This is a genomic window from Variovorax sp. V116 (genome assembly GCF_041154435.1).
GTDB classification, from domain to species: Bacteria; Pseudomonadota; Gammaproteobacteria; order Burkholderiales; family Burkholderiaceae_C; genus Variovorax; species Variovorax paradoxus.
Window position 1 is genome coordinate 2,597,728 of record NZ_AP028661.1, and the last position, 13,511, is coordinate 2,611,238.

At 67.8% G+C, this 13,511-nt stretch carries 11 protein-coding genes and 1 tRNA gene; 7 read left to right on the forward strand and 5 right to left on the reverse strand.

The window, feature by feature from the left end; all coding sequences use genetic code 11:
* Positions 1–140: 140 nt before the first annotated feature.
* A complete protein-coding gene (serB, locus tag ACAM58_RS12330; protein ID WP_012747686.1) occupies positions 141–854 on the reverse strand; it encodes a phosphoserine phosphatase SerB in 714 nt (237 codons plus the stop codon).
* Positions 851–4,348 carry a transcription-repair coupling factor gene (mfd, locus tag ACAM58_RS12335; RefSeq protein ID WP_012747687.1) on the reverse strand — a complete coding sequence of 1,166 codons (3,498 nt, stop codon included), beginning with the start codon at positions 4,346–4,348 and terminating at the stop codon, positions 851–853. Before mfd ends, serB begins: the two co-directional genes overlap by 4 nt.
* 115 nt (positions 4,349–4,463) lie before the next feature.
* On the opposite strand from mfd, the gene ispD reads away from it, so the two are divergent.
* Positions 4,464–5,177, forward strand: a complete 714-nt coding sequence (gene ispD, locus ACAM58_RS12340; protein WP_026284068.1) for a 2-C-methyl-D-erythritol 4-phosphate cytidylyltransferase — start codon at positions 4,464–4,466, stop codon at positions 5,175–5,177.
* Positions 5,174–5,668, forward strand: a complete 495-nt coding sequence (gene ispF / locus ACAM58_RS12345; RefSeq protein WP_012747689.1) for a 2-C-methyl-D-erythritol 2,4-cyclodiphosphate synthase — start codon at positions 5,174–5,176, stop codon at positions 5,666–5,668. Before ispD ends, ispF begins: the two co-directional genes overlap by 4 nt.
* 5 nt (positions 5,669–5,673) lie before the next feature.
* On the opposite strand, the gene ACAM58_RS12350 is transcribed toward ispF, so the two are convergent.
* On the reverse strand, positions 5,674–7,089 hold the full coding sequence (locus tag ACAM58_RS12350) for a sensor histidine kinase (RefSeq protein ID WP_012747690.1): 1,416 nt from the start codon (positions 7,087–7,089) through the stop codon (positions 5,674–5,676).
* A 76-nt stretch (positions 7,090–7,165) separates the two neighbouring features.
* Positions 7,166–7,897 carry a two-component system response regulator OmpR gene (gene ompR, locus ACAM58_RS12355; RefSeq protein WP_012747691.1) on the reverse strand — a complete coding sequence of 244 codons (732 nt, stop codon included), beginning with the start codon at positions 7,895–7,897 and terminating at the stop codon, positions 7,166–7,168.
* Between the two features lie 230 nt (positions 7,898–8,127).
* Between ompR and ACAM58_RS12360 the strand changes: the two genes are divergently transcribed.
* Both ACAM58_RS12360 and ACAM58_RS12365 read left to right on the forward strand, forming a co-directional pair.
* Positions 8,128–8,427, forward strand: coding sequence for a hypothetical protein (locus tag ACAM58_RS12360; RefSeq protein ID WP_369664464.1), 300 nt, complete (start codon positions 8,128–8,130; stop codon positions 8,425–8,427).
* A 60-nt stretch (positions 8,428–8,487) separates the two neighbouring features.
* On the forward strand, positions 8,488–9,198 hold the full coding sequence (locus tag ACAM58_RS12365; RefSeq protein WP_012747693.1) for an SIMPL domain-containing protein: 711 nt from the start codon (positions 8,488–8,490) through the stop codon (positions 9,196–9,198).
* Between the two features lie 9 nt (positions 9,199–9,207).
* Here ACAM58_RS12365 and ACAM58_RS12370 read toward each other — a convergent pair whose 3' ends face one another.
* The gene (locus ACAM58_RS12370; RefSeq protein ID WP_012747694.1) at positions 9,208–9,978 is read right to left on the reverse strand and encodes a 3-hydroxybutyrate dehydrogenase; all 771 of its coding nucleotides are present in this window, start codon (positions 9,976–9,978) and stop codon (positions 9,208–9,210) included.
* 26 nt (positions 9,979–10,004) lie between these two features.
* On the opposite strand from ACAM58_RS12370, the gene ACAM58_RS12375 reads away from it, so the two are divergent.
* The 3 genes from ACAM58_RS12375 to ACAM58_RS12385 all read left to right on the forward strand — a co-directional run bounded on the left by ACAM58_RS12375 (position 10,005) and on the right by ACAM58_RS12385 (position 13,383).
* Positions 10,005–11,006: an alpha/beta fold hydrolase gene (locus ACAM58_RS12375; protein WP_080515742.1), complete on the forward strand. Its 1,002-nt coding sequence runs from the start codon at positions 10,005–10,007 to the stop codon at positions 11,004–11,006.
* Between the two features lie 106 nt (positions 11,007–11,112).
* Complete coding sequence (locus tag ACAM58_RS12380) at positions 11,113–13,257, forward strand: bifunctional (p)ppGpp synthetase/guanosine-3',5'-bis(diphosphate) 3'-pyrophosphohydrolase (RefSeq protein ID WP_230537838.1); 2,145 nt, start codon at positions 11,113–11,115, stop codon at positions 13,255–13,257.
* Positions 13,258–13,306: 49 nt separating this feature from the next.
* Positions 13,307–13,383, forward strand: a tRNA-Val gene (locus tag ACAM58_RS12385).
* Positions 13,384–13,511: the final 128 nt, after the last annotated feature.

The window sequence follows — 13,511 nt, forward strand, 5'->3', positions numbered from 1 at the left end:
TGTCCCCCGGCCTTCGGCCTCCTCCTTGATTTCGCTGCGGGGAGCACCCGATGCCCTGTGCACCAGGGCACGCTGCCGGTGTGCCGCTGATCAACCAGCGCCCTGAACAAATCACGTCAAGCACAACGCGAGGCAAAGAGTCACTCCAGAAGCTCCAACAGCCGCTCAAGCCCGCCTTCGTTGATCGCCACCATGGCCTGCTCGCGCACCTTCGGCTTGGCGTGGTAGGCCACGGAGAGGCCGGCTTCGCCCATCATCGGCAGGTCGTTCGCGCCATCGCCCACGGCAATGGCTTCCTGCGGAGAAATGCCCAGCAGGGATGCAACCTCGAGCAGCGTGCGGCGCTTCTCGGCGCCGTCGCAGATGTCGCCCCAGCTTTGCTGCACCACCTGGCCGGTGAGCTTGCCATCGGCCTCGTCGAGCAGGTTGGAGCGTGCGAAGTCAATGCCCAGGCGGTCCTTCACGCGGTTCGCAAAGAAGGTGAAGCCGCCCGACACCAGCAGCACCTTGAGCCCGGCCGCCTTGCAGGCCGCCACCAGTTCCGCCGCGCCCGGATTGAGCTTCAGCCGCTCGTCGTAGACCTGCTGCAGCGCCTCGACCGGCACGCCCTTGAGCAGCGCCACGCGCCGCCGCAGGCTTTCCTTGAAGTCCTTGATCTCGCCGCGCATCGTGGCTTCGGTGATCGCGGCCACCTCGGCTTTCTTGCCGACCGCGTCGGCGATTTCGTCGATGCATTCGATGTTGATCAGCGTCGAGTCCATGTCGAACGCGATCAGCTTGAAGTCGGCCAGCTTCAGCGGCGGCTTCATGCGCTGGATGACGAGGCCGGGGGAGATTTCTGTGATTGCGCTCATGCGGGGGCGGGTTCCTTGACGATCGGTTGTCCGAGGCTGCGCAGCACGTCGCGCACCATTTGCGCACGCTCCTTGGGCTCCTTCAGCTCGCGCTCGATGCGCAGCTTCTCGTTGCCCGCGAGCTTGATGTGCTTGTTCTTCTGGATCAGGTGGATGATGGCCATCGAGTCGACCGGCGGATCCTTCTTGAACGTGATGTGGATCACGCCCGGCGCCGCATCCACCTTCACCACGCCGTACGGCCGTGCGAGCACGCGCAGCCGGTGCGTGTCGATCAGCGTCTGCGCCTGCGGCGGCAGCTTGCCGAAGCGGTCGACGATTTCTTCGAGCAAGGTGTCGATCTGCTCGGGCGTCTTCGCGGTGGCCAGCTTCTTGTAGAACGACAGGCGCAGGTGCACGTCGCCGCAGTAGTCGTCGGGCAAGAGGGCGGGGGCGTGCAAATTGATCTCGGTGGTGACCGACAGCGGCGCGAGCAGGTCGGGCTCCTGCCCGGCCTTGAGCGCGCGCACCGCCTCGCTCAGCATCTCGTTGTAGAGCTGGAAGCCGATCTCCATCATGTTGCCGCTCTGGTTCTCGCCCAGCACTTCGCCCGTGCCGCGGATCTCCAGGTCGTGCATCGCAAGATAGAAGCCCGAACCCAGTTCTTCCATCTGCTGGATGGCGTCGAGCCGCTGCGCCGCCTGCTTGGTCAGGCCCTCGGTGTCCGGCACCATCAGGTAGGCATAGGCCTGGTGGTGCGAGCGCCCGACACGGCCGCGCAGCTGGTGCAGCTGCGCGAGGCCGAACTTGTCGGCGCGGCTCATCACGATGGTGTTGGCGGTCGGCACGTCGATGCCGGTCTCGATGATGGTCGAGCACAGCAGGAGGTTGTAGCGCTGCGCCACGAAGTCGCGCATCACGCGCTCGAGCTCGCGCTCGGGCATCTGGCCGTGGGCCACGGCGATGCGGGCCTCGGGCAATATCTCCTCGAGCTTTTGGCGCCGGTTCTCGATGGTCTCGACCTCGTTGTGCAGGAAGTACACCTGCCCGCCGCGCTTCAGTTCGCGCAGCACGGCTTCGCGGATCACGCCCGTGCCCTCGTTGCGCACGAAGGTCTTGATGGCGAGGCGCCGCTGCGGCGCGGTCGCGATCACGCTCAGGTCGCGCAAGCCCTCGAGCGCCATGCCCAGCGTGCGCGGAATCGGCGTGGCGGTGAGCGTGAGCACGTCGACCTCGGCGCGCATGGCCTTCATCGCCTCCTTGTGGCGCACGCCGAAGCGGTGCTCCTCGTCGATGATGAGCAGGCCCAGGTTCTTGAACTTGACCGACTGCGAGAGCAGCTTGTGCGTGCCGACCACGATGTCGACCGTGCCTTCGGCCAGGCCCTTGGCCGCCGCGGTGATCTCCTTGGCCGAGCGGAAGCGGCTCATCTCGGCCACCTTGACCGGCCACTTGGCGAAGCGGTCGACCAGCGTCTGGTAGTGCTGCTCGGCCAGGAGCGTGGTAGGCGCGAGGAAGGCCACCTGCTTGCCGCCGGTGATCGCGATGAAGGCGGCGCGCAGCGCCACCTCGGTCTTGCCGAAGCCCACGTCGCCGCAGACCAGGCGGTCCATCGGCTGGGGCGAGATCATGTCCTGCACCACGGCGTGGATCGCGGCCTTCTGGTCGGCGGTTTCCTGGAAGCCGAAGTCGTTGGCGAACACTTCGTAGTCGGCGGCCGAGTAGCGGAAGGCATGGCCCTGCCGCGCGGCGCGGCGGGCGTAGATGTTGAGCAGCTCGGCGGCCGAGTCGCGCACCTGCTCGGCGGCCTTGCGCTTGGCCTTTTCCCACTGGCCGGAGCCCAGCTTGTGCAGCGGCGCCTCGTCGGCGCTGACGCCGGTGTAGCGGCTGATCTGGTGCAGCTGCGAGACCGGCACGTAGAGCGTCGCCTTGTCGGCGTACTCCAGGTGCAGCATTTCCTGCAAGAGCGGCTTGCCTTCGGCATCGGTGCCCTGGCCCAGGTCCATGTGGATCAGGCCGCGGTAGCGTCCGATGCCGTGCGCGGTGTGGACCACCGGGTCGCCCACGTTGAGCTCGGACAGGTCCTTGATCAGCGCCTCGACGTCGCTGACCTGTTCCTGCTTCTTGTTGCGCCGGCGCGTGGTGGGCGCGGTGGCGAAGAGCTCGGTCTCGGTGACGAAGTCGATGCCCTGCTCGCGCCAGGCAAAGCCCGAGGCGAGCGCGGCGGTGGCGATGCCGATCTTCTCGTCGGCCGAGGCTTCGAACTCGGCCAGCGAATCGAAGGCCGGCGGGCTCACGCCGCTGGCGCGCAGGAAGTCGAGCAGGCTTTCGCGCCGGCCTTCGCTTTCGGCGATCAGCAGCACGCGGTGCGGCGTGGCCTTGATATGGGCCTTGAGGCCGACCAGCGGGTCCTCCGCGCCGCGCACCACGGCAAAGGGCGGCAGCCTGTCGAACTCGGCGTAGGGCGTCTCGGCAGCAATGTCTCCGCCGCCCGCGTTTCCGCGGATCGCGAGCTGCGCATGCGGCTTGGCGCGCTGGTAGAACTGCTCGGCACTCAGGAACAGCGCCTCGGGCGGCAGCGCCGGGCGTTCGGGGTCGCCGCGCACCAGGCGGTAGCGCTCGCTCGTGTCCTGCCAGAAATGCTGGAACGCGGGCTCCAGGTCGCCGTGCAGCACCACGGTGGCGTCCGCACCCAGGTAGTCGAACACCGTGGCCGTCTCGTCGAAGAACAGCGGCAGGTAGTACTCGATGCCGGCGGTGGCCACGCCGTTGCCCATGTCCTTGTAGATGCGGCTCTTGGTCGGGTCGCCTTCGAGCAGTTCGCGCCAGCGGCTGCGGAAGCGCGCGCGGGCGTCGTCGTCCATCGGGAACTCGCGGCCGGGCAGCAGCCGCACCTCGGGCACCGGATAGAGGCTGCGCTGGGTGTCGGGGTCGAAGGTGCGGATCGAGTCGATCTCGTCGTCGAACAGGTCGACGCGAAACGGCACCAGCGAGCCCATCGGAAAGAGGTCGATCAGGCCGCCGCGCACCGCGTATTCGCCCGGGCTCACCACCTGTGTCACGTGGCTGTAGCCGGCCAGCGTGAGCTGGGCCTTGAGCTTGGATTCCTCGAGCTTCTGCTTGGCCTTGAAGTGGAAGGTGTAGCCGGCCAGGAAGGCCGGCGGCGCGAGCCGGTAGAGCGCGGTGGTGGCGGGCACCAGCACCACGTCGGCCTCTTTCTGGCTGATGCGCCAGAGCGTGGCCAGGCGCTCGCTGATCAGGTCCTGGTGCGGGGAAAAGCTGTCGTAGGGCAGCGTTTCCCAGTCGGGGAACAGGGCGCAGCGCAGCTCGGGCGCGAAGAAGGCGATCTCGTCGATCAGCCGCTGCGCGTCGTTGGCGTCGGCCGTGAACATCGCGGTGGCGCGGCCCGCGGCCTTCTCGCGCATGCCCAGCTGCGCCAGCAGCAGCGCATCGGCCGACAAAGGAGGACGCGGCAGCGTGAATCGCTTGCCCGCCGTGAGGTGGGGGAGGTCCATGGAACGCTTAGAAAATGCAGAACACCCCGCGCTGAGGGCGAGGGGTGTATGAGACGGTCGATTCTAGAATGGCGGCCCTTTATCCGCTTGCCGGCCGCCGGCCGTGCCGCACCCCATGTCTTCTTCCCGATTTTTCGTGCTGATTCCCTGCGCCGGCTTCGGCCACCGTGCAGGTGGCGCCCAGCCCAAGCAATACCAGCGGCTGGCGGGATCGTCGATGGTGGCCCACACGGTGGCTGCGTTCCGCGCGCTGGCGGGGCGCTTTGCCGGGCTGGCGGTGGTGGTGTCGCCGGACGACCGCGAGGTGCAGACGGCGCTGCCGCGCTTTCCGGCCGACAACGAATTCCTGCTGCGCGTGGGGGGCGTCACGCGCGCCGCCACGGTGCGCAACGGTCTCGCGGCGCTGCGCCAGAAGGGTGCCGGGGCGCATGACTGGGTGCTGGTGCACGATGCGGCGCGCTGCCTCGTCACCTCGAGCCAGATCGAGGCGCTGATCGCGGCCTGCGAGCACGACGCCGTCGGCGGGCTGCTGGCGCAGCGGCTGGCCGACACGCTGAAGGCCTCCTCGGCCGACAGCCGCGTCTCCCAGACTCTTTCGCGGGCCGACAAGTGGCTGGCCCAGACGCCGCAGATGTTCCGCATCGGCATGCTGCTCGATGCGCTGGAGCGGGCGGGCGACGCGGTGACCGACGAGGCCGGCGCCATCGAGGCCATCGGCCTGTCGCCCTTGCTGGTGCCGGGCAGCGCGCAGAACTTCAAGGTGACCTTTCCCGAGGACTTCGCCCTGGCCGAGGCGGTGCTGCTCGGCCGCCGAAAGGCCATCGCATGACGGCCGCGTTCAACCTCCGCGTGGGCGAGGGCTGGGACGTTCACCAGCTGGTGGCGGGACGCAAGCTGATTCTCGGCGGCGTGGAGGTTCCGCACACCACCGGCCTGCTGGGGCATTCGGATGCCGACGTGCTGCTGCATGCCATCACCGACGCCTTGTTCGGTGCGGCGGGCCTGGGCGACATCGGCCGGCATTTTCCCGACACCGACGCGCAGTTTCGCGGCGCCGATTCGGCCGTGCTGCTCGGCGAAGCGGCACGCCGCGTGCGCGCTGCGGGCTGGGAGATCGGCAACGTCGACAGCACGGTGATTGCGCAGGCGCCCAAGCTGGCGCCGCACATCCCGGCCATGTGCCGGCGCATCGCCCAGGTGCTGGGCCTCGCGCCCGAGCAGGTCAACGTGAAGGCCAAGACGGCCGAAAAGCTCGGCCCGGTCGGCGAAGGCCGCGCGATGGAAGCGCGCGCGGTGGTGCTGCTGCACCGCCAGGGCTGATCGACTCAGGCCCGCCGGCCCTGCTGCGCTTCCGCCGCCGGCCTCGGCTCGGGCATGGCGCGCGGCATGCGGATGTGCGCCGCCAGGCCGCGCCCGGGCGTGCTGGTGAGCGCAAAGGTGCCGCCCATGCGCTCGATGTTCTTTGCCACGATCGACAGGCCGAGCCCGGCGCCGGCCGCGGAGGTGCGCGCCACGTCGCCGCGGAAGAAGGGCTTGGTCAGCTGCGAGAGCAGGGCGGGCTCGACGCCCGCGCCGTGGTCGCGCACCTTGATCAGCACCGCGTCGTTGTTCGATTGCGCCTGGATCACCACGTCGGCAATGCCGGTGGAGGGTGTCTTGCCGTAGCGCCGCGCGTTCTCCACCAGGTTGGAGATCACGCGCGTGAGCTCGACCTCGTCGCCCAGCACGCGCAGGTCGGGCGGCACGTCGACGCGGATGTTCATTTCTTCGTAGTCCTGCACGGCGTAGGTGCAGGCATCGACCACGTCGCGCAGCAGCACGGGCTTGGGGTCGACATGGTCGGGGCGCGCGTAGTCGAGGAACTTGTCGATGATGGCGTCGAGCTGGGCGATGTCGGCCGCCATGTGGTCGCGCGCGTCCTCGTCGGACACGCTCATCTCGGTTTCGAGCCGCAGCCGCGCGAGCGGCGTGCGCAGGTCGTGCGAGATGCCGGCCAGCATGATGGCGCGGTCCTGCTCGATCTTGGCGAGCTGGTCGGCCATGCGGTTGAAGCCGATGTTGACCGCGCGGATCTCGTTGGTGCGGGCGCTCTCGTCGAGCCGGTGCGCCTCGTATTCGCCTTCGCGCACCTGCATGGTGGCGCGCGACAGCTGCTTGAGCGGCAGGTTGATGAGCCGCGTGATCAGCGCCGCGCCGGCCAGCGACAGCGCCATGGCGGTGCTGAGCCAGACCAGCCAGGTGCGTCCGCCCACGCGGCTGAAGCGGGTCGGGTCGAGCAGCAGCCAGTAGGTGTCGCTCTCGATGGTGAAGCCGATCCACAGGCCCGGCTCGTCGTTGACGCGGCTGGCCACCGTGGTGCCTTCGCCGAGCTGGTCGATCAGCTCCTCGGTCACGCGCTGGTCGAGCGCGCCGCTGGTGTAGGGCTGGAAGCGGTCGTTGGGCTCGCGCGGCAGGATGCGCACGCCCTCCTGGTCGGCCAGCGTCTTGATCAGCGACACCCGCGTGATCGCATCCGAATACACCAGCGCCGCGCGCGTGAGGTTCACGAGCGAGGCGATCTGGTGTGCCGTCTGGATGGCGCGCGGCTCGTATTCGAGCGAGCGGAAGGTCTGCAGCCAGGCGACCGTACAGCCGATCAGCAGCAGCGCGAGCAGGAAGAATGTGCGCCAGAAAAGGCTGAAGCCGAGCTTCAGGCCCGGTCGCCGGTCACGCTGGCCGCTGCCCTCCAGGGGGCTTGGCATGGTGACCTGCGCGCCGTCCTCCTGGGCTGGGCTGGGTCTGGCGGATTGCAGGCCGATGGCCACCTCAGGGTGTCGTTCAGGCCGTGCCGTCCGGCACGAACACGTAGCCCACGCCCCACACGGTCTGGATGTAGCGGGGCGCCGCCGCATCGGCCTCGACCAGCTTGCGCAGGCGCGAGATCTGCACGTCGAGGCTGCGGTCGAAGGGCTCGAACTCGCGGCCGCGGGCCAGTTGGGCCAGCTTCTCGCGCGACAGCGGCTGGCGTGGATGGCGCACCAGCGCCTTCAGCATCGCGAATTCGCCGGTGGTCAGGGAGAGTTCCTCGCCGTCCTTCTTGAGCGTGCGCGAACCCAGGTCGAAGGCAAAGGGCCCGAAGGTGACGGTCTCGTTCTCGGTGGAAGGGGCGCCGGGCGCTTCGAGTGGCGGACGGCGGCGCAGCACCGCATGCACGCGCGCCAGCAGTTCGCGGGGGTTGAACGGCTTGCCCAGGTAGTCGTCCGCGCCGACCTCGAGGCCGACGATGCGGTCGACGTCCTCGCCCTTGGCGGTGAGCATGATGATCGGCGTGCGGTCGTTGGCGGCACGCAGGCGGCGGCAGACCGACAGGCCGTCTTCGCCGGGCATCATCAGGTCGAGCACGATCAGGTCGACCGTGTCGCGCAACAGGATGCGGTTGAGCGCCTTGCCGTCCTCGGCCACGATCACTTCGAAACCTTCCTGGGTCAGGTAGCGGCGAAGCAGGTCGCGGATGCGGGCGTCGTCGTCGACGATCACGATCTTGTCAGTGCGGGCGGGAACTTGAGTCATTTCTACAACGTTGAATTTGTAACAGCGCCGATTCTGAAGGCGTTGAGCCCCCGTTGAGCCGGTTTTACTTATGGTTTGACACTAAGTTACAAAACTTGCGGTCGCTCGCTGTCTAGTCATCCGACGTTCGCCCGGCGGTGGCAAAGTCCGCCCAGTGCTATGACTTTTGTTCAATGAGAACCCTTCTTCCCGTCCTGCCGATCCTAGTTGCTTGCAGCTGCGGCCCTGCCTTGGCAAACGCCGGCGAGTTTCTCAGGGTCGGTGATTCGCGCCGCAGCGAGGTACGCGAGGCGGTAGCGGCCCACCGTGCCGCGCAGCGCGACGAAATCCGGCGGGAGGAGGCCGTGGCCGGCAGGCGCCTCACGGCGGCCGAACTCTTCGAACTGCGCCAGCAGGTGCGAAGGCAATGGACGCCGCCCGGCACACCCCACGTGCTGAATTCGGCAGAATCGCAGCCGGCCGAGCGAATGGTGCCGGAGCCGATGTCGGCCGCGCGCGCCCTGACCTTGCCCCGCAGCCAGCGCCGCTGAAGCGGCGAGGGCTGTGTGCTCTCGCGTTCTCGAATACCAACCCAGGGGAGTTAGCTCGTCTTGAAAAAAATCAGTTTGATCGCCGCCTTTGCCGCACTGGCTGCGGCTGGCACCGCCGGCACCGCCATGGCCCAGAACATGGTCCCGCCGCCGCAGAACGTGCTGCAGCTCACGGCCTCCGGCACAGTGGAAGTGCAGCAGGACATGCTCAGCATGACGCTCACCACCACGCGCGACGCAGCCGATGCCGCCACGGTCCAGTCGCAGCTCAAGGCCGCGGTGGACGCGGCCCTGGCCGAGGCCAAGAAAAACGCCCAGCGCGGCCAGCTCGACGTGCGCACCGGCAATTTCAGCCTGTCGCCGCGCTACACCCGCGAAGGCAAGATCAACGGCTGGCAGGGCTCCGCCGAAATGGTGCTCGAGGGCCGCGACTTCGCGCGCATCACGCAGACCGCAGGCCGCATCACCACGCTGAACGTCGGCAACGTGGGCTTCGCGCTCAGCCGCGAGCAGCGCGCCAAGAGCGAGACCGAGGCCCAGACCATCGCCATCGAGAACTTCAAGCAGAAGGCCACCGAACTGGCCAAGGGCTTCGGCTTCGGCGGCTACACGCTGCGCGAAGTCTCGGTGAACGCGAACGACAGCGGCCCGATCCGGCCGCGCGTCATGGCGGCGGCGGCCAAGTCCTTTGCGGCCGATGCGCCGGTGCCGGTGGAAGCCGGCAAGGCCAGCGTGGTCGTCAACGTCTCGGGATCGGTGCAGCTCAAATAGCTTCTTCTCTTATTGAGCGGTCCAGCCGCCGTCCATCTGCCAGGCGACGCCGCGCACCTGGTCGGCGGCCGGCGAGCACAGGAACACCGCCAGGCCGCCGAGCTGCTCGACCGTGGTGAACTGCAGCGAAGGCTGCTTTTCCCCGAGCAGCTCGTTCTGCGCCTGCGTGGCCGAGATGCCTTCGCGCGCCGCGCGGTCGTCGATCTGCTTTTGCACCAGCTGCGTCAGCACCCAGCCTGGGCAGATTGCATTGCTCGTGATGCCGGTGGTTGCGGTTTCGAGCGCCACCGACTTGGTGAAGCCCACGATGCCGTGCTTGGCCGCCACGTAGGCCGACTTCTGCGCCGAGGCCACCAGGCCGTGGGCCGATGCCACGTTGATGATGCGGCCCCAGTTGGCCTCGCGCATCGCGGGTATGGCGAGCCGGGTCGTGTGGAATGCGCTCGTGAGGTTGATGGCGATGATGGCGTCCCAGCGTTCCGGCGGGAAGTCCTCGACCTTTGCCACGTGCTGGATGCCGGCGTTGTTCACGAGGATGTCGACGCGCCCGAATCTGGACGCGGCGAACTTCATCATGTCCTCGATCTGAGCGGGCTGGCTCATGTCGGCGCCGTGGTATTCGGCGCGCACGCCGAGCGCCTCGATCTGGGACTTGGGGGTTTCGGCGTCGCCGAAACCGTTGAGCACGATGTTTGCGCCTTGTTGTGCAAGCGACTTGGCAATGGCCAAGCCAATGCCGCTGGTGGACCCCGTGACAAGCGCGGTTTTGCGTTTGAGCATGAAGATCAATCTCCGGATGAATTAGGATGCGACGAGACCATTATCCGCACCAGGACGACTTCGTTTTCATGACAGAACCGACGCTTCATTACGTGGCGTGCGATGACGCCCAGGGCGGTCACCGCATGGCCTACTGGCAATGGGGCGACGCGCGCAGTGCGCGCGTGGTGGTCTGCGTGCACGGCCTCACGCGGCAGGGACGCGACTTCGACGTGCTCGCCGAGGCCCTCGTGGCACGCGCCGCCGGCGACGTGCGCGTGGTCTGCCCCGACGTGGCGGGGCGCGGCCAGAGCGACTGGCTGCGCGACCCGGCCCTCTACCAGGTGCCGGTCTATGCGGCCGACATGCTGGCGCTGGTTGCGCAGCTGCACCGCGAACGACCGATCAACACGCTCGACTACCTGGGCACCAGCATGGGCGGGCTGATCGGCTTCGTGCTGGCGGGGCACAAGCAGCTGCCGCTGGCCCGGCCGATCCGCCGCTTCGTCGTGAACGACGTGGGCCCGACGATCGAGGCCGCCGCGCTGCAGCGCATTGGCGCCTACGTGGGGCAGGGCGGCCGCTACGACAGCGTGCAATCGGCGGCCGATGCCATGTGGACGATCTCGACCAGCTTCGGCCCCCATACACCGGACCAGTGGCTTTCGCTGTCGCAGCACATGGTGGTGCCTGCGTCGCAGCGCACGCCCGATGGCGCCGGCAAGGTGGAGGCCAGCGAATCCCATGGCGACGCAGCCGGTCCCTGGCTGCTTCACTACGACCCGGCCATTGCCGTTGCGCTGCGCGCCATCACGCCCGAGGCTGCGGTCCAGGGCGGTGCCGTGATGTGGAGCCTCTACGACGCCATCGATGCGCGCACGCTCGTGACGCGCGGCGCGCAGTCGGACCTGCTCTCGCGCGAAACGGCCCTGGCCATGACGCAGCGCGGTCCGCGCGCGGCGCTGGTCGAGTTCGAAGGCGTGGGCCATGCGCCCACCTTCGTCGACCCCGTGCAGGTGGGCGCCGTCACCAACTTCCTGTTCGATTGAGGCCAACGTGAAGCGCGAGTCTTCGAGTCTTCAAACGGCGCACGCCTCCGATACGGCGGTGGTGGACTATCCCTTGTCCGCTGCCACGGCCGACCGCACGCCGGTCATGGAGAACATGCTCGCCCGTGCACGCGCTTTCGCCGAGCCGCTGATCGCCGACGAAAAGCTCGACACCGGCGAGAACACGCTGGCGCATGCCGATGCCGTCGCCGCCATCGTCGCCAAGATGGGTGGCTCCGAGGCCATGCAGGCTGCGAGCTACCTGGTCTACGCCTGCCAGCACCTCAACCGCCCGCAGGAGGTGATCGCCAAGGTGTTCGGCGACAACTTCGCGGCGCTGGCGGTCGAAACCACCAAGCTGGTGCGCGTGCAGGAGCAGGCCCGCTCGGCTTCGCAGGGCCATCACCTGGCCGAAGGCGCAGCGGGTGCGCAGACCGAGAACGTGCGCAAGATGCTGCTCGCGTTCTCGCGCGACCTGCGCGTGGTCATGCTGCGCCTCGCATCGCGGCTGCAGACCCTGCGGCACGCCGCCGCCAGCAAGCAGCCGGCGCCCGAAAGCGTGGCGCGCGAGTCGCTGCAGGTGTTCGCGCCGCTCGCCAACCGGCTCGGCATCTGGCAGGTGAAGTGGGAGATCGAAGACCTCTCGTTCCGCTTCCTGGAGCCCGAGACCTACAAGCTGATTGCGCGCCTGCTCGACGAGAAGCGTGTCGAGCGCGAAGGCCACGTCGAGCAGCTGCGCTCACAGCTCGAACGCGAGCTGCAGGCCGAGGGCGTGCGCGCCACGGTGCAGGGGCGGCCCAAGAACATCTACAGCATCGTCAAGAAGATGCGCGGCAAGTCGCTCGACTTTGCGCAGGTGTTCGACATCCTCGCGCTGCGCGTGGTGGTGCCCGACGTGAAGGACTGCTACGCGGCGCTGGCCTGGGTGCACTCGCACTTCCTGCCGATCGACGAAGAGTTCGACGACTACATCGCGCGGCCCAAGCCCAACGGCTACCAGTCGCTGCACACAGTGGTGCGCGAGATGGTCGACGGCAAGCCCGGCAAGCCGATCGAGATCCAGATCCGCACCGAAGAAATGCACGACCATGCCGAGCACGGCGTGGCGGCGCACTGGGCCTACAAGGAGGCCGGGCACAAGGGCTATGCGGGCGTGTGGGCGAGCGGCGAATACGACGCGAAGATCGCCGTGCTGCGGCAACTGCTGGCATGGGAGCGCGACCTTTCGGGCGGCTCGCAGGGCCAGGGGCTTTTCGACGACCGCATCTACGTGCTCACGCCCGACGCGGCCATCGTCGAACTGCCGCAGGGCGCAACGCCGGTCGACTTTGCCTACACCGTGCACACCACGCTGGGCCACCGCTGCCGCGGAGCGCGCGTCGATGGGGCCATGGTGCCGCTCAACACGCCGCTGTCGAACGGCCAGACGGTGGAGATCATCGCGGCCAAGGAGGGCGGGCCTTCGCGCGACTGGCTCAATGCCGAGCTCGGCTACCTTGCAAGCCACCGCGCGCGCGCCAAGGTGCGCGCATGGTTCAACGCGCAGATCACGCACGAAACCGTGGCGCGCGGGCGCGAGGCGGTCGAGAAGCTGCTGCAGCGCGAAGGCAAGACCTCCACGCGCCTCGAGGACCTGGCTTCTCAGCTGGGCTTCAAGTCGGCGGACCACTTGTTCGAAGTGGTCGGCAAGGACGAGTTCTCGCTGCGCAACATCGAGGTGCTGCTGCGTCCGCCCGAGCCCGCGCCCAACCCCGACGACGGCGTGCAGATCAAGAAGCCGCGCGCGAGCGAGAAGTCCGGCAAGGGCGGTGTGCTGGTGGTGGGCGTGTCTTCGCTGATGACGCAGCTCGCCAAGTGCTGCAAGCCCGCGCCGCCCGATGCCATCCGCGGCTTCGTGACGCGCGGCCACGGCGTGAGCGTGCACCGCGTCGACTGCAGCAACTTCCGCATGATGGCCTCGCGCGACAGCGAGCGCGTGATCGATGTCGAATGGGGCGCCGCGAAGGGCGGCGAAGCGCCGGTCTATGCAGTCGACGTGTCCGTCGAGGCGGCCGACCGCCAGGGCCTGCTGCGCGACATCTCCGATGTGTTCGCACGCGAGAAGATGAACGTGATCGGCGTGCAGACCCAATCGGTCAAGGGCACGGCATGGATGACCTTCACCGTGGAAATCTCCGATGCGGCGCGGCTCACGCAGGTGCTGGGCGTGGTGACGGCGGTTGCCGGTGTGCGATCTGCACGTCGGCGCTGAAAAAGCGCGTTTTCTCCTGCTACAATAGCTGCTTCTCGGACACATCCTTAGGCGCGTAGCTCAGCTGGTTAGAGCACCACCTTGACATGGTGGGGGTCGTTGGTTCGAGTCCAATCGCGCCTACCAATTTCTGTTTCGACTTCCGGCCAACCACCGGGTCTGTCGAACAGAGCTTTCACCGGGTTCCCCGGTGATCCAATCGTCCTAGCGGTGAAGCAGACAAAGACCATGGCCATGTTGTTGTGCTACCTTGG